General features: G+C 70.0%; 15 protein-coding genes. 9 read left to right on the top strand and 6 right to left on the bottom strand.

Going from position 1 to position 21448, the window contains the following annotated elements; translation table 11 throughout:
• Positions 1-82 precede the first annotated feature (82 nt).
• The 5 genes from tnpA to WME76_RS32920 all read left to right on the top strand — a co-directional run bounded on the left by tnpA (position 83) and on the right by WME76_RS32920 (position 6266).
• The gene (tnpA, locus tag WME76_RS32940) at positions 83-424 is read left to right on the top strand and encodes an IS66 family insertion sequence element accessory protein TnpA (RefSeq protein ID WP_437954793.1); all 342 of its coding nucleotides are present in this window, start codon (positions 83-85) and stop codon (positions 422-424) included.
• Positions 421-792, top strand: a complete 372-nt coding sequence (gene tnpB, locus WME76_RS32935; RefSeq protein ID WP_437954794.1) for an IS66 family insertion sequence element accessory protein TnpB — start codon at positions 421-423, stop codon at positions 790-792. The genes tnpA and tnpB overlap by 4 nt, the downstream gene beginning before the upstream one ends.
• A gap of 120 nt (positions 793-912) precedes the next feature.
• Positions 913-2517, top strand: coding sequence for an IS66 family transposase (tnpC, locus tag WME76_RS32930; protein WP_437954795.1), 1605 nt, complete (start codon positions 913-915; stop codon positions 2515-2517).
• Between the two features lie 593 nt (positions 2518-3110).
• Positions 3111-4001: a class I SAM-dependent methyltransferase gene (locus tag WME76_RS32925; protein ID WP_437956199.1), complete on the top strand. Its 891-nt coding sequence runs from the start codon at positions 3111-3113 to the stop codon at positions 3999-4001.
• 303 nt (positions 4002-4304) lie between these two features.
• Positions 4305-6266 (top strand): alkaline phosphatase D family protein, encoded by a 1962-nt coding sequence (locus WME76_RS32920; RefSeq protein ID WP_437956198.1) that lies wholly within the window; start codon positions 4305-4307, stop codon positions 6264-6266.
• A 526-nt stretch (positions 6267-6792) separates the two neighbouring features.
• On the opposite strand, the gene mscL is transcribed toward WME76_RS32920, so the two are convergent.
• Positions 6793-7242 (bottom strand): large conductance mechanosensitive channel protein MscL, encoded by a 450-nt coding sequence (mscL, locus tag WME76_RS32915; RefSeq protein WP_437286167.1) that lies wholly within the window; start codon positions 7240-7242, stop codon positions 6793-6795.
• A 298-nt stretch (positions 7243-7540) separates the two neighbouring features.
• Between mscL and WME76_RS32910 the strand changes: the two genes are divergently transcribed.
• Positions 7541-8146: a 5-formyltetrahydrofolate cyclo-ligase gene (locus tag WME76_RS32910; RefSeq protein ID WP_437956197.1), complete on the top strand. Its 606-nt coding sequence runs from the start codon at positions 7541-7543 to the stop codon at positions 8144-8146.
• A gap of 16 nt (positions 8147-8162) precedes the next feature.
• Positions 8163-10640, top strand: a complete 2478-nt coding sequence (locus WME76_RS32905) for a hypothetical protein (protein WP_437956196.1) — start codon at positions 8163-8165, stop codon at positions 10638-10640.
• Positions 10641-10892: 252 nt separating this feature from the next.
• Here WME76_RS32905 and WME76_RS32900 read toward each other — a convergent pair whose 3' ends face one another.
• Complete coding sequence (locus WME76_RS32900) at positions 10893-11222, bottom strand: PilZ domain-containing protein (RefSeq protein ID WP_061612867.1); 330 nt, start codon at positions 11220-11222, stop codon at positions 10893-10895.
• A gap of 156 nt (positions 11223-11378) precedes the next feature.
• Here WME76_RS32900 and WME76_RS32895 point away from each other — a divergent pair, with 156 nt between their 5' ends.
• Positions 11379-11555, top strand: coding sequence for a hypothetical protein (locus WME76_RS32895; protein ID WP_159397796.1), 177 nt, complete (start codon positions 11379-11381; stop codon positions 11553-11555).
• A 1042-nt stretch (positions 11556-12597) separates the two neighbouring features.
• Positions 12598-14511, top strand: a complete 1914-nt coding sequence (locus WME76_RS32890; RefSeq protein WP_437956195.1) for a right-handed parallel beta-helix repeat-containing protein — start codon at positions 12598-12600, stop codon at positions 14509-14511.
• A 237-nt stretch (positions 14512-14748) separates the two neighbouring features.
• Here the strand turns inward: WME76_RS32890 and WME76_RS32885 are convergent, their stop codons facing one another.
• The 4 genes from WME76_RS32885 to WME76_RS32870 all read right to left on the bottom strand — a co-directional run bounded on the left by WME76_RS32885 (position 14749) and on the right by WME76_RS32870 (position 21383).
• Positions 14749-16632 (bottom strand): hypothetical protein, encoded by a 1884-nt coding sequence (locus WME76_RS32885; protein ID WP_437956194.1) that lies wholly within the window; start codon positions 16630-16632, stop codon positions 14749-14751.
• Positions 16633-17072: 440 nt separating this feature from the next.
• On the bottom strand, positions 17073-19136 hold the full coding sequence (locus tag WME76_RS32880) for a M3 family metallopeptidase (RefSeq protein ID WP_437956193.1): 2064 nt from the start codon (positions 19134-19136) through the stop codon (positions 17073-17075).
• Positions 19137-19502: 366 nt separating this feature from the next.
• Entirely contained in the window at positions 19503-20666 is a 1164-nt protein-coding gene (locus tag WME76_RS32875) for an acyl-CoA dehydrogenase family protein (RefSeq protein ID WP_437956192.1), read from the bottom strand.
• A gap of 153 nt (positions 20667-20819) precedes the next feature.
• The gene (locus WME76_RS32870; protein ID WP_437956191.1) at positions 20820-21383 is read right to left on the bottom strand and encodes a CAP domain-containing protein; all 564 of its coding nucleotides are present in this window, start codon (positions 21381-21383) and stop codon (positions 20820-20822) included.
• Positions 21384-21448 lie beyond the last annotated feature (65 nt).

The raw sequence follows: 21448 nt of genomic DNA, 5'->3' as shown, positions 1-21448 counted from the left end.
GCCTTGGTAGCGTACGCGTTCTGCGGACCCCATCCTGTCTTCGAGCCTCTGCGCCGCTTAGAAACCGGCGCCGGAGGTATCGATGGACGAGAGCACACGCACCTGGCGCGACCGCGTGGCGCGCTGGCACAAGAGCGGGCACTCCGCCCGCGTGTTCGCGGAGCAGGAGGGGGTCAACGCCGGCACGCTGTACTCGTGGAGCCGCCGACTGGGCATGAAGCGGAGCGACTACCGGCAGCGCTCGGAGAAGGCGACGCTGCCCACGTTGCTCCCGGTGGTGGTCGCCCCGTCGGGCGCTGCGGCCTGCCCTTCGGGCGCGGCGCTGGAGATCGTCTTCCCAGACGGCGCGGTCGTGCGCGTACCACCGACGTTCGACGAGGAGACATTGGCGCGCGTTGTTCGAGCGCTCGGGGGTATGCGATGATCCCGGGCCGCGTCTCGATCTACGTTGCCACCGAGCCGCTCGACCTGCGCCGGTCGTTCGATGGCCTCGCTGCTGTCGTGCGGGAAGTGCTACGGGAGGACCCGCTCTCCGGAGCGCTGTTTCTCTTTTTCAACAGGGCAGCTGACCGCTGCAAGGCCCTGTGGTGGGACCGCAGCGGGTACTGTCTTCTCTACAAAAGGCTAGAGCGCGGAACGTTTCGAGTCCCGCGCGCAATCACACCGGGTGGCACGAGCGTCATCATCGACGCCGCCGAGCTCGCGAAGATCCTGGAGGGCATCGCGCTTGCGCCCTCGAAGCTGCGGCGAGAGGTCCGCCTCGCTGAGGCTGCACCCCCTCCAGCCCCCTGATCCTACCTGATAGCACTGCATTCTCGCGGGCAGCACCCATGGTTGCATTCCCGCGAGACGCTGTAACTTTCCTCAACAAGCCCCTTCAAAAAGCAGGAGCTCACGAGTACTTACCGCCCCGTGAGCAAGCCGGTCGAAGAGCAGATTCGCGAGCTCAAGGACAAACTCGCGCGCGCTGCCCACGAGCGGGACGAGTACCGCAAGCTCTACGAGCTCGCCAGCATCGAGCTGGAGCGGCTTCGCCGGCACATCTTCGGCCAGAAGGCCGAGCACGTCGACCCCGGGCAGATGCAGCTCGCGTTCGACGCGATCGTACAGATGCTCGCGGGCGCCGGTGCGCAGCCGGACGCGGGCGCGACCGGCTCGCCGGAAGGCCGCGATGACGCCACGCCGAACGGCTCTTCCGGCGGCGGGGACAAGGGGCGCCAGGCCCGCCCGCACGGGCGGCAACGCCTGCCCGAGCATCTGCCTGTCGAGCGGATCGAGCTGTTGCCGCCGGAGGCGCAGGATGAGCGCGCGACCGCGCTCGTCCGCGTCGGCGAGGAGGTGTCGGAGACGCTGGAGTGGCGGCCCGCGAGCTTCGTGCGGCTGCAGATCGTGAGGCCGAAGTTCGCGGTCAAAGGTGAGCCCGAGCAAGGCATCACGATCGCCGACGTCCCCGACAGCCCCATCCCGCGCTGTCTCGCCGGTCCGGGTTTGCTCGCGCACGTGCTGGTGAGCAAGTACGCGGATCACTTGCCGCTTCACCGGCAGGAGAAGATGTTCGAGCGCTGGGGCCTTCACCTCTCGCGCTCGACGCTGTGCGGTTGGGTCGAATCGTGCGCCGACAAGCTCGCGATCCTCGTCGGGGCGATGGCCAAGGACGCCCTGAACGCGCACTGCATCGCCATCGATGCCACCGGCGTGCTGGTGCAAGCAAAGGAAAGGTGCCGGCGGGGCCACTTCTGGGTCCTGGTGGCGGACCGAGATCACGTCCTGTTCCGGTTCACGCCCCATCACAACCAGGATGGCCCCAAGGAGTTCCTTCGGGGCTACAAGGGCTATGTCCAGGCCGACGCCTCCAACGTCTACGAGCAGCTCTTCCGCACCGAGCAGGTGACCGAGGTCGGTTGCTGGGCCCATAGCCGGCGGAAGTTCTTCGAAGCGATGACCTCCGACCGGGAGCGCGCGACAGTCGCCATCGGCTTCATTCGCAAGCTCTACGCGATCGACAAGGCGACCAAGGAGCTGCCTCCGAGCCGCCGGACCGAGAAGCGCCGGACGGATGCCGAGCCCGTGCTCGTGGCCTTCCGCGCCTGGCTTGAGACAGAGGACGTGCTCGTCCTGCCGAAAAGCCCCATCGCCGGGGCCATCGGCTACGCGCTCAATCAGTGGACCGCGCTCACTCGCTTCCTTGAGGATGGTCGGCTCCGCCTGGACAACAATCGGAGCGAGCTTGAGCTCCGCCGCGAAGCCGTCGGCAGGAAGAACTGGCTCTTCGTGGGCAGCAAGGACGGCGCCGAGTGGAACGCCACTATCGTGTCGCTCATTGCCTCCTGTGGGCTGAACGGCATCGAGCCCTGGGCCTACCTGCGCGACGTGTTGATCCTGCTGCGAACCTGGCCTCCCGAGCGGCTCATCGAGCTCGCTCCCAAGTCCTGGAAGCAGACCCTCGAGAACACTGACGCTCGGCAGCAGCTCGCGGCCAGTCCGTGGCCTCGGGCGCCGGCCGCGGCCGCCAGCTGATCGCTCCCCGGCCTCGCCGTCCGCTGCCGCAGGCACCGGCGCCCCCTTGCCGGCCGCCGGACTCGCCGCTCGCCGGCGTTGCTGCGCTGGTGCCGCCTCTTCGGCGCTCGCTCGGCCGACGCGTGGCCTCCGGCGCCTCGTCGACGACTCGGGGTCGGCAGTGGCATCGGCGGCACGCGGCTTCGCTGCCGTGCGCCTGCGGGCGACCTGCACGCGGGCGGGGAGATCGGCATCGACCGCCGCTTTACCCGCTCGCTGCTGCGCCCAACCACCCTTCGCCGCAGGCCGCTCTTGCTCTCGCATCGCGTCGCGAATCTACGGCGACGGCACGCACCTCGCGAGGATGGGGTCTACAGGACGGATACCCTTGGTAGCCTGGATCATGGGGCCTCGCAGGTTGCCGATCTGAAGGACCTCGCGGCGCGGAGCTCGAGGCTTCAGGACGGATCCATAGAACAAGGACCGTAAATGAGTCGTAAAACGTATGTTTCCGTTCGATGTCTGCGCCGTGGCCACCACGGCACGCGGATGGCCTGTGCTTGCCTCAGCCGTTGCCGTGCATCCGCGCTGCAGGTGCGCTCGCTGCTGGCCCCGTGCTCGCAGAGGAGCAGCGTCGGCGGCCCGGGCTTGCCGCGCGCGACGCTGGCCTTGAGGCCAGGAGAGGTGCCATCGCCATGTCAGAACGCAAACTCTTCTACCCGGAACACTTCAAGACCGCTTCGCGATACTACACGACCGGCCGATCTGCCTATCCGAAGCTCCTCAGCCGCCGGGTGGCCGAGCTGGTCGGGCTCGATCGGGGCGCCAGCGTGCTCGACCTCGGGACCGGCCCGGGGTTCCTCGCGATCGACTTCGCGCCGCGCGCCGGGCAGGTGACCGCGGTCGATCCATCGCCCGAAATGCTCTCGGCGGCCAGGGAGAACGCCGCCCGAGCGGACGTGTCGATCCGCTTCATTCAGGGCAGCTCGTATGAGCTCCGGCCGCATCTCGGCCATTTCAAGCTCGTGACCATCGGGCACGCCTTCCACTGGATGGACCGGGTCGAGACCATCAAGTCGCTGGACGCGCTGCTCGAGAAAAGCGGCGCAGTGGCGCTGTTCGGAGAGAGCTACCCCGAGGTCCCGGCGAACGCGTGGCACAAGCAGTTCCAGGCGCTCATTGACGAGTACTCGCCCGATGACCCAGCGCGCCCGCAGATTCGCGAGGCCGCGAAGAACGAGGCCGTGTTGCTCGACTCGTCCTTCAGCCATCTCGAGCGCATCTCCGTCCTCGAGCAGCGGGAGACGCCCGTGGAGCGCTTCGTCGACCGGGCTCTGTCGTTTGCGGCCACCTGGCACGGCCGGCCGGGGTCGCGCGAGGAGGACCTGGCCGTCGACGTCCGCAAGGCCATCGCGAAGTACGCCGGGGCGGACGGCCTCGTTCGCGAGGTCCTGGAGGGGCACGCGCTGATTGCCCGCCGCCCGCGCGAGGTGCTGGCCGGCTGACGCGCCGGAGACGCTCGACCGTGGTGCCAGCGCCGCGAGCGGCCTTCGCTGCGAGCCCGCGCGACGTGCGCGAGTGCGAGCCGTGCAAGAAGTTGGTGAGCGTCCTTGTTCGGACCTCGTGTGTCGGGCTTCGGCCACGCAGCCCAGGGAGCTGGAATACCCGCGGGATTCACCCTTTCGTCCGAGCCTACCTGCTGACGCGAGGGTTGGAGTCAAACAAGGCGCATTTCGCGCTAAGCTACGGTGACGCGCGACGATCTGTCCGCGCTTGATAAGGCCTCTCAGTGTGTGGTTTTATGGGACATGATGCTCGAGATCCGAAGTGTCTTCGCGATAATCCGCAAGGTCGCCTGTGTTGCGCCCTTGATGTTGCCACTCCTCTTCACTGGGTGCTCCGCCGGAAAGAGCATCGTAACCAAGATGTCATGGTCGGTGGAGGATTTTCGTGCACGCCGTCTTTTTGGCAATGAGCCGATGTACAGCGTGTCGCAGTGCATGCCCGCTATGACCACGGACGCGCTGTCGGGAGAAGCGCGATGGTGCATTGATCAGGAATGCCCATCCGAGCTTCCGTCTACTCAAGAATTCCCTCTCGAGGGGCACACTTTCCGCCGCTGTGAGCAGTCGCTGGTGGCGCCACCTCCCGCGAAATCCCAGGTCGAGTCGTCAGCGGCGCCACCTCCCGCGAAACTCCAGGACGAGTTCAGCTTCCTCGCGTGGAGCTGCGATGAGCCGTTCGGGTACCACAGCGGGCAGCCCAGGATTCCAGTGCCCAGTGCACTATCACAAGCATTGCTGGCCGTTCGGGCGCAGGGGAAACTCGTACTGGATTCGGCGATGCCGAAGAGGCCCTCCTTCGCCCTGGCGCTCGGCGACCAAGTCTATGTCGACACCGATCCCGATGAGATCGGGTTGCAGGAGGAGACACTCGCTGCGTTCGGGGGAGCGAACTCAGCCAACTGGCGCCTGGAGGGCCGCTCCAAGCGGGCTGGGCGATTCTTCTGGGACCTGTACTCGGCCCATTTCCTGGGCTCGCCTTTCATGCGACAGACCCTAAACGCCCTCCCGACCGTGATGATGTGGGACGATCACGAGATCCGAGACGGCTGGGGCTCGCATGGTGATGAAGGCGAAGGTGAATGGTCCGCGTGGTATAAATCCGCGCGTAGCGCATTCGTGGCGTGGCAAGCGTTGCGCAACCCGGGATGTGGCGGCGCCGCTGATCATCGGGCCTGTGTCGATGCCGGCACGGAACACGCCCCCGCGCATACGCAGTTCGATGCCGGTCCTCGCGTGCATTTCTTTGTGCTGGACTCCAGGTCGGCAAGGCGCTGGGATAATAAGCTGCAGCCCAATGAGCAGCAGGCAGTTCTCGGCGACGCGCAACTTGCGAGCCTGCACCAGTGGCTGGGGCTCGACCCGACGAAGGCGCCAACGTGTGGCTCGAAGGGCGGCGACCTGTGGGTCCTGGGGAGTGCGACGCCCCTCTTCGTCGATGCAGCCTCCAGCAAGTCCATCGGCGAAGCCGTGCGGGCTGAGCTGGAGGATGACCTGCGGGACAGCTGGGGCCACCAGCAGCACTCAGTGGAGCAGCGGAAGATCTTGGCAGCACTCAATAAGAAGCTCTCTGCTTGTAGGAATGATCGCCTTCTCGTCCTCTCTGGTGACATTCACGAGTCGGGGCTCCTCGCATTGCATCTCGGAGACTCGCTTCGCGGATGGGAAGTGGTTTCTTCGGGCGTCGCCGCCGATGTTTTTGAGAAGGCAAGCATCGCCTGGGTTGGGAGTAAAAATATATACAAGTCAACGGCCGGATGGAGGTCGACATGGGCGGGGCGCATGGCGGGTACTCCGGCATTTGCAGAGGTTGGCGTCGCAGGATTGGCAAGCGATGACGGGACTATCGCGTTGAAGGTCGCATGGTACCCAAGCCGGAGCGCTGTACGGGCAAGCGGGACCTCATCCCCGAATCGACCGCTGAACCTCGCGAAGGAAGCTGCGTCGATTCTTTGCGATGGGGTAGGCGAATCCCACGTTAATGCCACACGCAGGGATAAGGAAGTCTCGCTTGGGAGTGTGCTGGTGGACACGCTTCCCGTGAGAGATACGGATCCAGGTTACAAGCTGCTGCTGGGTACGCCGTCCAAGTGGTTGCCCAACACCGTGAACACCAACATGTATGCGAAGGCATCGGCCGCTCGTACGTCGATTGACTCGTCGCAGTACATCACGCGCTGGGCCGCGCTGTGCGACGTCTTGAAGTAAGGCCGAACACGGTGGGTCGCCTCTCTCGGGCCCGACACCTGGCCGGTTCGCGCAGCAAACTGGAGAAGCGATCGAGCATGCCGCCTTGGGGAGGATTTCCCCCCTCCATCCATCAATCGTAAGTCCTCGCCCAGGCTCGTCCCCCGAGCGCCTGGAGTTTGTGTCAACGCGTGCGCACGTGGCTGCCGTTGGCACGGTCGTTCGCGCACGAGTGCGCAGCGCGAGTGCGCAGCGCGCGTGCGCGAAGGCTGGCTCCAACCGGGCTTCAGGTCAGGACGGGCAAGGGCGAGGACTTCCGATTCACGAGCTGCACCTGCGGCTGGTGCCGGGCGCGCCGCTCTACCTCACAACCATCACGAGAAGTTGCGGCGGCTGGAGCAAATCAACGTCGACCACCGCGACCGGTTCGTCGTGGAGCGGGGGCTGGCGGCGAGGCAGATCCACTGGATGCGGTACGACGGCGACGGCGACGGCGAGCGGCGGGGGCGCCTCCAGCGGCGCCGCCCACGCCCCCGTGGCCTCTCCGCTACGCGGTCTTCAGCGCCGCCGTGCAGTGCCCGCAGCGCACCGCCTTGATGGGGATGCTCATCGCGCACTCGGGGCACTCCTTCGTGGTCGCCGCCTCCTCGTGCTTCCTCTGGAGCTTGCCCATGAGCTGCATCAGCAGGAACACCGAGAAGGCGACGATGAAGAAGCTCACCAGGTTGTTGATCACCTGGCCGTACTGGAGGAGGACCGCGCCAGCCTTCGTCATCTCGTCGATGGTCGTGTGGGGACCGGGCCCGGTCGGCGCCTTCAGGACGATGTAGTGACGGCTGAAATCGATGCCGCCCGTGAGCAGGCCTATCGGCGGCATGATGAGGTGATCGACCAGCGATTTGACAATGTTGCCGAACGCCGCGCCGATCACGACGCCGACAGCCATATCGACGACGTTGCCACGAATCGCGAACTTCTTGAAATCATCCCAGAACATCGCTCGCCTCCCGCGTCGACGGCTTCTACTCCGCTGGCACACCGAGATCCATCCTCGATTCGCAGCCGCCCGGGCGCTCCCGGACCCAGGCGCCGCCGGCACGAACGGTGCCGAGCGGCGCCACCGAGCTCGTCCGTGGGCTCCCAGCGCGCGTCCCGCGCGCCCCCGCCGCCTCGCGCCCGGCATCCGCTCCCCGCCCGGCGTCCGCTCCCCGCCCGCCTCGCAGCGCGCCTCAGGAATCCCTGGCTCGATTTCCGACGCGCGAGACTAGGATGCCCGCCGGAGGATCGACCGAGCCATGCACCCCGACGCCGAAGCCGCCCTGCGTCACCGCGCGAAGGCCGAGCTGCGCAAGCGCGCCCGGGCGCTCCGCAGCTCCATCCCACAGGGCGCCCTCCTCGAGCGGTCGCGCCGCATCCAGCGCGCCCTCGCCGAGCTGCCGGCCCTCGCCGCCGCCCGGCGCGTCGCGCTCTTCTACCCGATCGAGGACCGCAACGAGGTCGACCTCCGGGAGCTCGACCCGCTCCTCCGCGGCCGCGGCGTCCGGGTGGCGTACCCCGCCATCGACCCGGAGTCGCGCGTCATGACCTTCCGCTTCGTCGCCGACCCCGAAGTCATGGAGGAGCGCGGCCTCGGCTTCCGCGAGCCCGACCCCGCCGACGAGGAGGCCGCAGCGCTCGACGTCATCGTCGTGCCCGCCCTCCAGATCGACCCCCGGGGGCACCGGATCGGCTACGGCGCCGGCTACTACGACAGCACCCTGCCGCGCTTCTCCCCGCCGGCCCGGACCGTCGGCGTCGCGTTCGACTTCCAGCTCATCGCCGAGGTGCCGACCACCGAGGGCGACATTCCGCTCGGCACCATCGTGACCGACGCCCGCGTGCTCGCGGCCGAGCCCGCCTAGGATGCCCGGAGAACCGGTGGAAGAGGGGAGCGCGAGCGACAGGTACGCCCTCATCGCGGCGATCGCGTCCGGCGCCATGATCGCCCAGCAGGTCGCCGGCCGGGCCACCCGCGACGCCCTCTTCCTCGCCAGCTTCGGCGCCGCCGACGTCCCCAAGGTCATGGCCGCCGGCGCGGCGCTGTCGTTCGCCGCCGTCCTCCTGATCTCGCGCGCCCTCCTCCGGCTCTCCCCCGCGCGCGTCGTCCCCGCCCTCTTCGGCGCGAGCTCCGTCCTCCTCGCCCTGGAGTGGGGCCTCGCCCTGCGTGCCCCCGGCGCCGCCGCCCTCGTCTTCTACCTGCACATCGCCGTCTTCGGCGCGACCCTCATCTCCGCCTTCTGGTCGCTCGTCAACGAGCGCTTCGACCCCCACACAGCCCGCCGCTCCATGGGGCGCATCGCGGGCGGCGGGACGCTCGGCGGCGTCGTCGGCGGCCTCTTCGCGTGGCGCGCCAGCCGCGTCATGGACGCCCCCACCATGCTCCTCGCCCTCGCCGCGGCGAGCGCGCTGAGCGCCGGGACCACCTACCTGCTCGGCCGGCACCTCCCGCTCGCCCCGTCCGCCAGCGCCGCCGGCGCCGCTCCCGCCGGCGAGGAGGCGCGCGCCGACGCCGGCGCGAGCGCCGGCCCCGCGGGGCTCGGGGCGCTGCGCGACAGCGGCCACCTGCGCGACCTCGCCCTGCTGGTCGGGCTCGGCGCCGTGAGCGGCGCCCTCTTCGACGTGGCCCTCAGCGCCGAGGCCGCCGCCGCGATGCGCGACCGCAACGAGCTGCTCTCGTTCTTCGCCCTCTTCCACCTCTCGGTGAGCGTGCTGTCGTTCCTCGTGCAGTCGCTCGCCGCCACCTTCTCGCTCGACCGGCTCGGGCTCGCCGCCACCATCGGCATCCTCCCGGCGGCCGTCCTCACGAGCTCCCTCTCCATCGTGATCGCCCCGCGGCTCTGGGCCGCCGCCATCGTCCGCGCCACCGAGGCGGTGCTCAGGAACTCGCTCTTCCGCTCGGGCTACGAGCTGCTCTACACCCCGCTGCCCCCGGACCAGAAGCGGTCGATCAAGACGCTCATCGACGTCGGCTTCGACCGCATCGGCACCGCGGTGGGCAGCGGCCTCGCCATGGCCCTGCTCGTGCTCGCGCCGGGCGGGTCGCTGCCCCTCCTGCTCGGCCTCGGCACGGCCGCCACGGGGGTCACGCTGCTCTTCACGCCGCGGCTGCACCGGGGCTACGTCGCCGCCCTCGAGGGCAGCCTGCGCTCCGGCGCCGTCTCGCTCGACCCCGCGAACGTCGTCGACGCGACCACCCGCCGCACCCTCAGCGGCACCGTCGACGCGCTCAGCCGGGACAAGGTCCTCGCCGAGCTCGCCGCGCTCCGCAAGGGCGCGGGCGCGCCGACCGACGCCGGGCGCGCCCCGGGCCGGGACGGCGAGCGTACGTCGTACGCCGGACCGCCGATCTCGGCGCGCGGGCCCGTCTCGGTCGGCGCGCCCGGCGACGGCCCGCGCGCCCCGGCGGGGGACGGCAGGCTCGCCGACGGGCCGCTCTCGGCGAGGGCCGCGTCGGCGGCGCTCGCGGCCGACCCGGTGCTCGCGGCCACGGCCGATCTCCGCTCCGGCGACGTCGGTCGCGTCCGCCGGGCGCTCGCCGGGGAGGTGGACCTCTCGCTCGTCCCCCACGTGATCCCGCTCCTCGAGCGGGAAGGGCTCAACGCGGAGGCGATCCGCGCGCTCCGCAGCGTCGCCCAGCGCGCGACCGGCCAGCTCCTCGACGTGCTCCTCGACCCGTCCGTGAGCGTCGCCGTCCGGCGCCGCGTCCCGCGCGTGCTCCAGGCGTGCCCCACCCAGCGCGCCGCCGACGGGCTGATGCTCGGCCTCGCCGACGAGCGCTTCGAGGTGCGCTACCAGTGCGGCGTCGCGCTCGCGCGGCTCCTCCAGCAGCGCGCGCCGATCCACCTGCGGCGCGAGGACGTGATCGAGGCCGCGACGCGCGAGATCGAGATCGACCGCCGGGTGTGGGACGCCCAGCCCCCGAACGCGGCCCCGCCGGGCGACGCGCCCCCGGCCGAGCGCCTGCTCGTCGAGCGGACGAGCCGCAGCCTGGAGCACGTCTTCCGCGTGCTCTCGCTCTGCCTGGAGCGCGAGCCGCTCGAGATCGCCTACCGCGCGCTCCACGCCGACGACGCCCACCTCCGCGGGACCGCGCTCGAGTACCTGGAGAACGTCCTGCCGTCCGCGATCCGCGAGAGCCTCTGGCCGTACCTGGGCATCCGCGCGACCGCCCCCGCCGAGCCGCGCGCCGAGGAGCCGCGGGCCGCCGAGGAGCCGCGGGCCGCCGAGGAGCCGCGCCACACCGCGCCGCGCGCGCCGCGCCTCCCCGAGCACGCGCTCGACGAGCTCCGCCGCTCCGCCGCCAACATCCCGCGGGCCTCGATCGCCGCCGCGCGCCGGCGGAAAGCGTCGACCTAGGCGGCGACAAAAAGAAAAAGCGTCGCCGGGGCCCGGGGGGGGGAGAGGCCGCACCAGCAACGCTGTCCAGGGAGTTAGCAGCTCGCGTGCCACCGCGGAAAGAGCGGGATCCTGAGCAATTCCGCCCCGGTGTCCCGGGCGCATCCCCCGACGTTGCATTCCTGCGATTTCACCCTTGCAGCCGCGCATTGCGTCGGGGGCGGGGCCTCGGCCGCGGGGGCGTCCTGCGGCGCGCGCCGTGGCGCGGCCCGCTCAGTGGAGCGGCTCGCGGCGGCGGGCCTTGTCGTCGAGGTGCTCGGCGATGGTGAGCCGGTCGGCGTCGCTCATGACAACGAACCGGACGGCGAGCAGGTTGTCGCGGTCCCACACAGGGCGGGCGCGCAGGCGGATGGGGCGCCCGACCCCGAGATCGAGCTCGAACGGGGTGACGGCGGGCAGCGCCCGGCCCGCGAGCGCGGGCGCGCGCTCGACGATCATGCCCGTGGGCGACAGATCGATGGCGCGGCACCGGTGCCTGTGGCCGTCGACGAGCGCCGAGACGGGGAAGTCGACCTGCGCGCGCGCGCCCTGCCTTCGATCCATGCGTTCCTCCTGAGGGACTTCGTGCCGGCCCCGAGCGTAGGCCGCGCGCGGCACCCTGGCCAAACATCGGGCAGGCGAGCCCCGCGGTCGGGGCGCCGCGGGCGAGCACGAGCCCGGCGCCGTGCGATATGCTGGCCGCGAAAGGAAGGTCCGGCGATGCCCACGTGCCGTGAGTGCGACAGCGAGGTCGACGAGCTCAAGACGATCAAGGTCGGAAGCAAGAAGAAGAAGGTCTGCGAGGACTGCGCCGATCGCGCGGCCCAGGAGGGCGCCATCGCCGAGGAGAGCGAGGCGGTCGTCCAGCAGATGATGGGCTTCAAGGGACGACGCTGAGCCGGCCCACGGCGCCGCGGACTCCCTCGGATCACCGCGCGAGCGCGGGAGATGCCGACGCGCGGAGATGCGGCGAAATTCTCGGATTCACAGCAGAATCCGGCCGCTACGGCGGAGTCTTCCGTTCTTCGTCGAGCGCTCGAGCGCTCGAGCGAATCGACGCTGTCCCCTGGATTGAACAGGAAGTCGGGAATCCAGGAAAGAGCTTGAATCCTCTACCGGATTCGTGTCGTTCTTTTCCGTATTCCTGACAACCCGTTCAGTTTTTCCGTCGAAGCCGGGACTTAGGTTTTTCGTCGCCGGCGCACGGCGGACGGCGCGCCCGTCCCGTGGATCCGGCGGATCTCCTCGTCAGCCCCCGGCGACGCTCGCTTCGCCCCCGGCCACGCTCGCAAGGCCGCTGCAGCCGTCCAGGAGTCCGTCTCGAGCGCGCGATCAGGGCGCCTTGCCGCTGCTTCTCCAGGTCGAGCGAGACGCGCGGTGAGATCGCCGATCTCCACGCGCTCCGCTCGTGGTCGATGGCAGAAACAGTGCGTGTGCCGAGCGAAGATGCCGCCTCCGCGCGGTCGTCGATGTCGCCATCGAGCTCGGGCATGCGGGGGCGGGTAGGTGAAGGTCGTCAACTGGCATGGAGAACGTGACGGGGATGGGTTTTGCCCAACATTTTCGGGGGATTTCGGCCACGTCGGAGCGAGCGACCGACCACGTCCAACCACCTTCCCCACAGGAGCGGCCGAACTGCGCATTGCAGTTTTGCATCGAATTTTTGCAACCTTGATGTGAAAAGCAGCTCAGGTGTGCGACCTAATTGGCCGATCGTTTGGTTTGCGAAAGCATTTCGTCTTGACCCTTCGTGCCGTTCCAGGAATAAGTTGTCTCACGAGAGCGCCGGTATCCGCCCCTTCGGTTGCTGAATGGTCTGCACCGATGGTTCGCGGCGCGAAGGCAAACAGCGGGAGGCTCCTCTTCTGCCCCCTGTTGCCTTCGGCCGTAACGGTCCTGTTCACCGCAGGGGTTCGACGACGCCGGGGGAGAAAAAGCCATGCATTCGATTTCTCAGGGCTTTGGGTCGCGGTCGTTTGCCGCCGGTAAGTTCATCGCCTCCATCGCGGCGGTGTCGATCGTCGGCTTCGGCTGCGCGCCGCTCGACGAGGACGTGACCGCGGAGGATCTCGACGCGGAGGAGCAAGCTGCAGGGACGACGTACCGAGTCGGCCCGACGCGGACCTACAAGACCCTCGCCGACGTGGCGAGCCGGCTGGCGCCGGGCGACGTTGTCGAGGTCGACGGCAACGCGACGTACCCGGGCGACATCTGGCTCAAGAAGGGCGGTACGGCGAACGCGAAGGTCACCATCCGCGGCGTCCGGGCCAACGGGAAGCGGCCGCTGCTGAAGGGCGGCGCCAACACCATCCAGCTCAACGCGAACCACATCGTGATGGAGGGGTTCGAGGTCACGGGCGGCACGTCCCGCTGCATCTTCACCCACGGCCACGACCTCACGATCCGCGACACCGTCGTCCACGACTGCCCCGCGCACGGCATCCTCGGCGCGGACAGCGACTCGGGCTCGCTGACCCTCGAGTACGTGGAAGTGTACAAGTGCGGCGCCGGGGAGACGAAGCACCCGATCTACATCGCGACGGATGAATCCAAGTATCCTGGCGCGGTGTTCCGGATGCAGCACAGCTACATCCACGACGCGAACGGCGGCAACGCGGTGAAGACCCGCGCGGAGCGGAACGAGATCTATCACAACTGGATCGAGGGCGGGTACTGGAAGGAGCTCGAGCTCATCGGGCCCGACGGGCAGGATCCGGGCCTCGCGCGAGAGGACTCCGACGTGGTCGGCAACGTCTTCCGCAAGACGCGCACGCAGTACGTGGTGCGCATCGGCGGCGACGGTACGGGCGAGACGAACGGGCGGTATCGGTTCGTCAACAACACCTTCCTGCTGGCGCAGGGGTCGAAGGCGGCGATCCACATGCACTTCGGCGTCGAGAGCGTCGAGCTGCACAACAACGTCTTCCACCGCGTCGGGGGCGGGACCATCGATGTGTTCCGCGATGACGCGGAGTGGGCGACGGGCAGCCCGATCATCAAGGGCGTCAACAACGCCGTTCCCACGGGCACGGCGGTGCCCTCCGGCTTCGCGGGGACGGTGAAGGTGAGCGGAGATCCCGGCTTCACGAGCCTCGCCAACCGCGACGTGTCGCTGCTCTCGACGAGCCCCCTCCGGAACGCGGGCGTCAGCCAGATCCAGGGGATCTCGGGGCGCGAGATCAAGGCGCCGCTCGCGATGCCGCTCTTCCACCCGCCGAAGGCGGCGCTCGCGGCCCCGGGCACCGCGCTGGCGCGGACGGCCGTGGGCGCGGTCGACATCGGCGCCTTCGAGTTCGGCTCGGGGGTGGCGCAGTCCCAGCCGACGACGCCGACCGAGCCCACGGAGCCGACCGAGCCCGAGGAGCCGGCCGAGCCGACGACACCAACGCCGGACGCGTCGTGCCCGTCGGTCGACCCGGGCGAGTGGGCGAACACGCCCCTGCCGACCCAGTGGGGGACCTTCACGGCGACCTGGGACGTGACGCCGACCGCGTCGAACATCGACGGCACGATCGGGGTGTCGCGGGGCGCCGCGGACCAGGCGAGCGAGCTCGCGGCGAGCGTGGTGTTCGATCGGCAGGGCAACGTCCGCGTGCTGAACGGGACGAGCTACCAGGCGATGACGGCGTTCCGGTACACCGCGGGCACGACGTACACCGTCCGGATGGTGGTCGAGCCGGGGTCGAAGCGGTACGCGGTGTACATCCGCCCGCTGAACGGCCAGGAGGTGCAGCTCGCGTACCGGTATGCGTTCAGGACCGAGCAGGTCGCGGCGGGCATCCGGTCGATCAACAACTGGACGATGGTCGGGGGAGCGGCGCCGCTCTCGGCGTGCAACTTCTCGATCAAGTGAGCGGGTGACTCCTGCGGGGGGCTCCTCGAGCGGGGCCCGGCCCGAGGAGACCGTGTTCTTCGCGCTGCGCGGGGGCCCCGCCGGACTCGCCTGAGACAAAGCTCCTCCGGCTTCGCCGGAGGAGCTTTCTCATCTGGGCTCAGACATCGGCCCTCCCCGCGCCGCGCGAAGAACATGGTCTTCTCGGGCCTAGGGATGTCGAGGAGGGGTCAGGTTCGTGGGGCGGACCGCGCTACGTCACCGCACGAGGAAGCCGTGGCGCAGGACCGGGAAGACGCCGAGGTAGAGATCCGAGTTCTCCGAGACCTCCCCGATGGCGGGCCAGCCGACATCGGGACGCATGCCACCGAGCTCGGCGACCTGACCGCGGAGGAAGTGGCGATAGAAGTGCACGAAATCCACCTCGCCGTTGGACCCGCTGTAATAACCGTGGATCTCGGAGCCGTGCAGCCCATGGATGCCGTTGTACGAGCGCAGAACGTTCTCGTTGTACGACTCGTAGTTGTGCATCACCTCGTGGAGGAACCCGGGGTTCGGGACGCCGATCCCACCGCCGGTGAAGGTGGTGGGGAAACCGATGAACTGCTCGTCGAAAGCCCACGCGATGTTGCACTCGTCGTCCACCAAGGATCCGTCGGCCTGGTGCTGCGGGAAGAGGAGCACGATCATGTCGTACTGGGATTCCAGGGCCGCGGTCGGAAACTCGCTCCGGAAGCGACCGGTGTCCCACCCGTCGTGGTTCTGCTCGACCATCGGCACGTCCTCGACGGTGGGCAGGACCTCGACGGTCCACTTGGCGAGCCCGTAGGACAGCGGCTCGAGCCATCGAGCGCTGGTCGCCCTCGCCTGCGTCAAGAGATCCGTGATGTCGTCGTCGGAGAGCACGCCGGTGTTCGACGGGTCCGGTCCGCCCAGCGACGCGACGTAGTTGATGCTCCTCCGGATGGGCAGGATGCCGATGCGGGTATCCTCCTGGATCCCGAGCGGCGGGTTCGCGGTGATGTCGACCGCCACGGGCGACGCGCTGACGGTCACGTTCTGCTCCCGGTAAGAGCCCGTGTAGTCGTACGGCGGCGACTGGGTGCCGAGCCCAACGCCGATGGTGTAGTCGCCCGGCGGCAGCGAGAGCGTGGTGGGCGTGGTGCGCCCCGTGAAGACGTCGTTCACGTACACCTTGCCGGGCTGCGCGCTCACCGCGGTCACGGTGACAGGCTGGCGCGCAGGTCGGTTCGGGGTGCTCAAGGAGAACGTCCGATCTGCCACGATGCCCGTCCGGACGTCCTGGCCGTTGCACAGGGTCGCGGGGCACGAATCGTTCACGACGAGCTGGTTGTCGACCCAGACCTCGACGCCGTAGCTCGTCGGCCCTCCGGTGTTGAGGGTCTGTACCCGGAGATCGTTGACGCCGCTCCCGAACCAGTCGCTCACGTCGATGCGCTGGCCGATGCTCGGATCGTCGATGGGGAACACCCTCCGCTGCAGGCCGTTCACCGAGAAGACGAGGCGGTCGTCCGCGCTGGAGACGCGCAGCTCCACCTTGGAATGGCCGGCCGGCGTTCCGCCCACGAAGCGGAGGTTGTCGACCACGTAATCGGTCGTCGTGTGCGGGACATTCAGGACGATCTTGAACGTCAGATCGCTGTAGGTCTGGCGCAGGGCGTCGACGACGTTCTGCGGCACGTTGAACGAGATCGGGCTGAACGTGCCCGCGGGCAGCCCCGCGAGGTTCACCTGGCCCAGCCAGACGGTGTGCACGCCTCGGGACGGGATGTTCACGACGAGCTGCGCGTTGCCAAAGGCGGGCGACACAGGCGCCTTCAGGTCGAAGGCGATCGTCGAGGTCACGCCCGACACGGTGGTCAGCGGCACGGACTGGAGCTCGACGAAGCTGAAGTTCCGCACGGCGAGCGCGGAGCTGCCCTGGGAGTGATCCACGCTCGCGCTCTTCACGGCGCCGGAGGCCGTCCAGTCGGCGGTGCTCTCGAAGCCGAGCACCGACGCAGGGGTCACGAGGGCCTGCGCCGCCTCATCAACGATCTGCTCCTCCGTGTCGGTCCCCTGTGCGCAGGCTGCGAGCACGAGCGCGCACGAGGTGGTCATCATGAAACGTGAAAGTCGCATTCGAAGGTCTCCTCAAGATCGCGGACTGTTGTTCGCCCCGGAGTGAGGCGGACCGGGTCGCTCGGAGCGGCTCGCGCTCCCGACCTGGCTCCGCCTCACGCTGTACCGGCTCGGCCCGCCTCCTCGGGGCGAGGCGCGGCCGTCACAGCCGGGTTCGCGGAGCGCTATCGCAACCGGCATGCCGCGCCGCCGCGTGAGGGCCTTTCCGGCGAAGGCGGGCGGCGCGACGCGCCGGGCGCGGCGCACGAGCGGCTGCCGCGCGATCGAGATCGCCAGTGGGGCCAGGATGCGCGCGGCAAGCATTGCCGTGCTGGCAAAGTTTGCCAGCCCTGAAAGACCGGGACATGGCAAGGATTGCCGTCACGCCACACGCCGGGGACCCCGCGATGGCCTGGCGCGCTCGACTGAACCGGTTAACTCGGGAGCTCAGCTCCGGGGGCTCAGGCGAGGCCGCTGCGCTGGAGCAGGGCGTCGAGGGTGGGCTCGCGGCCGCGGAAGCTCTTGTAGAGGTCCATCGGGTCCTGCGTGTCGCCGAGCGAGAGGATCTGGCTCCGGAACGCGTCGCCCACCTTGCGGCTGAACAGGCCCTCTTCCTGGAAGCGGGAGAAGGCGTCGGCGTCCAGCACCTCGGCCCACTTGTACGAGTAGTAGCCGGCCGCGTAGCCGACCGGGCTCGAGAAGAGGTGCGAGAAGCCGGCGATCATCGCGTAGCCCTCGGGCAGCGGGACCGGCGAGTAGCGCGAGAGGACCTCGCGGGCGAGCTCGACGACATCGCCGCGGCCAGGGCCCCAGTCCATGTGGAGCGTGAGGTCGATCTCGGCGAAGCCGAGCTGCCGCATCGTCGTGGCGCCCGCGCGGAAGGTGCGGGCCGCGCGCATCCGCTGGAGCAGGTCGTCCGGGATGGGCGCGCCCGTCTCGTGGTGCCGCGCGAACAGGTCGAGCGCCTCGCGCTCCCAGCACCAGTTCTCCATGATCTGCGAGGGCAGCTCGACGAAGTCCCAGGCGACGTTGGTGCCGGCGAGGCTGCGGATCGGCACCCGGCTCGAGGCGTGGTGCATCATGTGGCCGAACTCGTGGAACAGCGTCTCGACCTCGCGGTGGTTCAGGAGCGCGGGGCGGCCGCCGACCGGCGGGGTGAAGCTGCCCGCCAGGACCTCGAGGTGGCGCGCGTCCTCGCCGCCTTCGCCGTTCTCGCGCCCGTCCTCGCGCGGCGCGCCCGTGACGAGCCCGTGCATCCAGGCGCCGTCGCGCTTCTGCTCGCGCGGGAGGAAGTCGAGGTAGAACGCGGCGCTCTGGGCGCCGTCCGCCTCGATGAGCTTGTAGGCGCGGGCGCTCGGGTGCCACGTGGGGGCGTCCTGCCACGGCGCGATGCGCACGCCATAGAGGAGGTGGGCGATCTCGAACAGGCCGGAGACGACGCGATCGAGCGGGAAATACGGGCGGAGCGCCTCGTCGTCGAAGTCGTAGCGGGCGCGGCGCAGCTTCTCCGCATAGTAGGAGACGTCCCACGGCGCGATCGGCGGCGCATCCGGGCCCTCGATCTCGCGGCGGAAGGCGGCGAGCTCCTCCTTCTCGCGCTCGAACACCGGCGCGGTGCGCGCCCGCAGCGTCTCGACGAAGCGGCGCGCCTCGCCGCCCGTCTTCGCCATGCGATCCTCGAGGACCAGATCGGCGAAGGTCGCGTAGCCGAGCAGCTTCGCCTTCTCGCAGCGGAGCTCGAGGATGCGGCGGATGAGCGGGCGGTTGTCGTGCTCGCCCTCGGTCGCGCGCGTGTTGTAGGCGCGGTAGAAGCGCTCGCGGATCGCGGCGTCGTCGAGGTGCGTGAGCACGGGGATGTAGCTCGGCGCCTGCAGCGTGAAGCGGTAGCCCTGGAGGCCCCGGTCCTGCGCGCTCTGGCGGGCGGCCTCGACGGCGCTCGGCGGCAGGCCGGCGAGGCGGGCCGGGTCCTCGATCACGAACTCGAAGGCGTTCGTCGCGTCGAGGACGTTCTGCGAGAAGCGCAGGGTGAGCGTCGCGAGCTCGACGTCGATCTCGGAGAGGCGCTTCTTGCCGGCGGGGTCGAGCTCGGCGCCGCTGCGGCGGAAGTCGTCGAGGGTCTTCTTGAGGAACCGGCGCCGCGGGCCCGTCAGCGCCCCGGCCTCGGGCGTGGCGGCGAACGCCTTGAGGGCGCCGTAGACGCCCTCGTTGAGCGCGATGCCGCTCAGGAACTCGCTGACCTCCGGCTGGACGGCGTTGTACGCGGCGCGCAGCGCGGGGGTCGTGGACGTCGACTCGAGGTGCGAGACGACGTTCATGGCGCGATCGAGCCGGTCGGTGACGGCCTCGAGCGCGCCCAGGGTGTTCTCGTAGGTGCGGGGGCCGGGCGCCGCGATGAGGGCCTCGAGCCGGGCGCGGGCGTCGTCGAGCAGCGCGCGCGCCGCGGGCTCGACGTGCTCGCTCCGGATGCGATCGAACGGGATCTCGAAGCCGAGAGAGAGCAGGGGATTGTCGGTCGCTTCGGTCATATCGCTCCTGGTTGGGCCCCCTGGGGGGCCGGCGGACGGGGCGCGGCGCGCCGGCGACCCTCGGCCGGCGCGCGCGGTCCTCCCTTTGGTAAAGGCGCTGGCCTGGGTTGGCTAGTGCCGGCCTCACGATGCGCCGGCGACCCTCGGCCGGCGCGGGCCCTCGCGGGCGCGTGGCGCAGCCGGCTAGTACCGTGGGCAGAACTCCTGCCAGGGATCTGCCTCGCGAGAGGAGAGATTCAACGCAAAGGCGCAAAGGCGCAAAGGCGCAAAGGCGCAAGTGTATGCATTTGTTCTTGATTTTGCGCCTTTGCGCCTTTGCGTTGAAATCTCCATCCGGATCCATGGCCGGGCTCCTGGAGGGCGGAACTAGAGGCCGAGCCACCGGGAGACGACCGTGGCGAGCACGTCGGACGTCCCCGAATGGATGCTGCCGCCCAGCGCGTCATCCACGGCCGACGGCAGGCCGCTCTCCTCGAGGTAGCCGGCGCCGCCGCGCAGCCAGAGGTCGTCCAGCGCGAACAGAACGGCCGAGTCCGCCGCGTGCCACTTCGCCAGCGCGGCCTCGGCCTGGCCGCGCTGGCCCTGATCGAGCTCCCAGGCGGCGCGGTAGACGAGCAGCCGCGACGTCTCCAGCCGCAGCTTCATCTGCGCGACGCGGTGCGCGACGGCCTGGTGGCGCGCGATCGCCTGGCCGCCGAGCTCGCGCTCCCGGGCGAAGCGGACGGCCTCGCCGAGGGCGCGCTCCATGGCGCCGAGGCGGAAGGCGAGGATCAGCGCGCGCTCGTAGGTCATCGCGATCTGGAAGACGGCGAGGCCGGCGCCGGCGCGGCCGAGGAGCGCGTCGGGGCCGACCTCGCAGCCGCGGAACGACACGGGCGCGAGCCGCGCGCCGCGGAGGCCCGCCGTCGCGAGCGGCGCGCCGACGCGGACGCCCGCTGCGTCGGCGGCGTCCGCTACGGCGCGGGCGTCCGCGGCGGCGTCGCGGGGCACGAGCAGCGCCGTGAGGCCGCGCGCGGGCGCCCCGCCGGCGCCACCTCCGTCGCGCGCGACCGCGAAGTAGACGTCGGCCCGGTCGGCCCAGGTCACGTACCGCTTCTCGCCGGTGACCTGGTAGCCGGCGGCGGTGCGGTCGGCCCTGGCCTGCACCGACGCGACGTCCGAGCCGGCGCCGGCCTCGGTGGCGGCGACCGTGGCCATGCAGTCGCCGGTCGCCATCCGCGGCAGCCACGCGCGCTGCTGCGCCGGGGTGCCCACCCGGGCGAGCAGCAGCGCCACGCCGAAGAGGTGCGCCCCTGCGGCGAGCAGCACGCCGCCGTCGCGCAGCGTCGCGCCGAGGCCCTCGTAGGCGAGCGCCGTCGTCACGAGGTCGAGGCCCTCGCCGCCGAGATCGCGGGCGATGGGCAGGCCGAGGGCGCCGCCCCGGGCGAGGACGCGCATGCGATCGTCCGGGGCCGCGGCGTCAGCCTCGGCGCCGAGGGCGCGCATGCGGTCGTGGACGGCGCGCTGGGCGGGGGTCCATCCGAAGTCCATCGCGGCTGCGATACCAGAGCGGGCGCGGGGCGTGGAGGACCGGAGGGCGGCGCGCGGGCCACCTCCGCCGGCGCGCTCATCGCCTACAGCGCGCTCATCGCCGCCGGCGCGCTCATCGCCGCCGGCGCGCTCATCGCCGCCGGCGGGCGTGGCTCAGTACGGGCGCTCGTTGATGAAGTTGCCGGGAGGATCGTAGTTGCACACCCAGAGCTGCCAGGCGCCGCCGCCGAACGGCGAGCCGTCCGTGCAATCGGCGACCCCGCAGCCGAGCCGCGCGGAGTCGGCCCACACCACCTGCGTGTAATGGCCGCACGTCGAGCTGCAGGCGTTGGTCGCGAGGTCGTAATTCGCCGCCTCGTCGACCCAGGCGGCGACGACGTCCTCCGGCGTCGAGGCGCCGCTCGAGGCGTAGAGGTTCTCTCCGTAGTTGCTCTCGCTATGGCCGAACTCGCACCGTTCGGCATGGGCCTGCGCCACCGCCGCGATCTCGGGCGACCACGAGAGCCCGGGCAGCGGCGGGTCGGCGGGCGGCTCGACCGCGGCGCGCGCCCGGTTGTGGGCCGCGGTCATCCCGCTCATCCGGGGCGGCTCGCCCGCCTGGCCGCCCGTCGCGGGCTCGTCGTCGGACGAGCCGCCGCAACCTGCGATGAGCGCGAGCACGAGAGGGAACCGCGCGAGTCGGGCGAACCGGGCGAGCGAGGGGCCGAGCGTCTTCACCGGGCCATTGTCCTACGGCCCGGGCGAGCTCTGCAACGGTTATTCGATGATGGCTGTGTGAACCC

The organism is Sorangium sp. So ce119, from assembly GCF_051524405.1.
Taxonomy (GTDB): domain Bacteria; phylum Myxococcota_A; class Polyangia; order Polyangiales; family Polyangiaceae; genus Sorangium; species Sorangium cellulosum_G.
The sequence above is the reverse complement of the archived record's forward strand: the minus strand, read 5'-3'. Positions and strand labels throughout refer to the sequence as shown.

Bases quoted from the DNA above. Each gene is read 5' to 3' on its own strand.
- WME76_RS32890 (WP_437956195.1), top strand. From the start codon at position 12,598: ATGCATTCGATTTCTCAGGGCTTTGGGTCGCGGTCGTTTGCCGCCGGT.
- WME76_RS32885 (WP_437956194.1), bottom strand. From the start codon at position 16,632: ATGCGACTTTCACGTTTCATGATGACCACCTCGTGCGCGCTCGTGCTC.
- WME76_RS32895 (WP_159397796.1), top strand. From the start codon at position 11,379: ATGCCCACGTGCCGTGAGTGCGACAGCGAGGTCGACGAGCTCAAGACG.
- WME76_RS32900 (WP_061612867.1), bottom strand. From the start codon at position 11,222: ATGGATCGAAGGCAGGGCGCGCGCGCGCAGGTCGACTTCCCCGTCTCG.
- mscL (WP_437286167.1), bottom strand. From the start codon at position 7,242: ATGTTCTGGGATGATTTCAAGAAGTTCGCGATTCGTGGCAACGTCGTC.
- tnpB (WP_437954794.1), top strand. From the start codon at position 421: ATGATCCCGGGCCGCGTCTCGATCTACGTTGCCACCGAGCCGCTCGAC.
- WME76_RS32910 (WP_437956197.1), top strand. From the start codon at position 7,541: ATGCACCCCGACGCCGAAGCCGCCCTGCGTCACCGCGCGAAGGCCGAG.
- WME76_RS32880 (WP_437956193.1), bottom strand. From the start codon at position 19,136: ATGACCGAAGCGACCGACAATCCCCTGCTCTCTCTCGGCTTCGAGATC.
- WME76_RS32920 (WP_437956198.1), top strand. From the start codon at position 4,305: ATGATGCTCGAGATCCGAAGTGTCTTCGCGATAATCCGCAAGGTCGCC.
- tnpA (WP_437954793.1), top strand. From the start codon at position 83: ATGGACGAGAGCACACGCACCTGGCGCGACCGCGTGGCGCGCTGGCAC.
- WME76_RS32875 (WP_437956192.1), bottom strand. From the start codon at position 20,666: ATGGACTTCGGATGGACCCCCGCCCAGCGCGCCGTCCACGACCGCATG.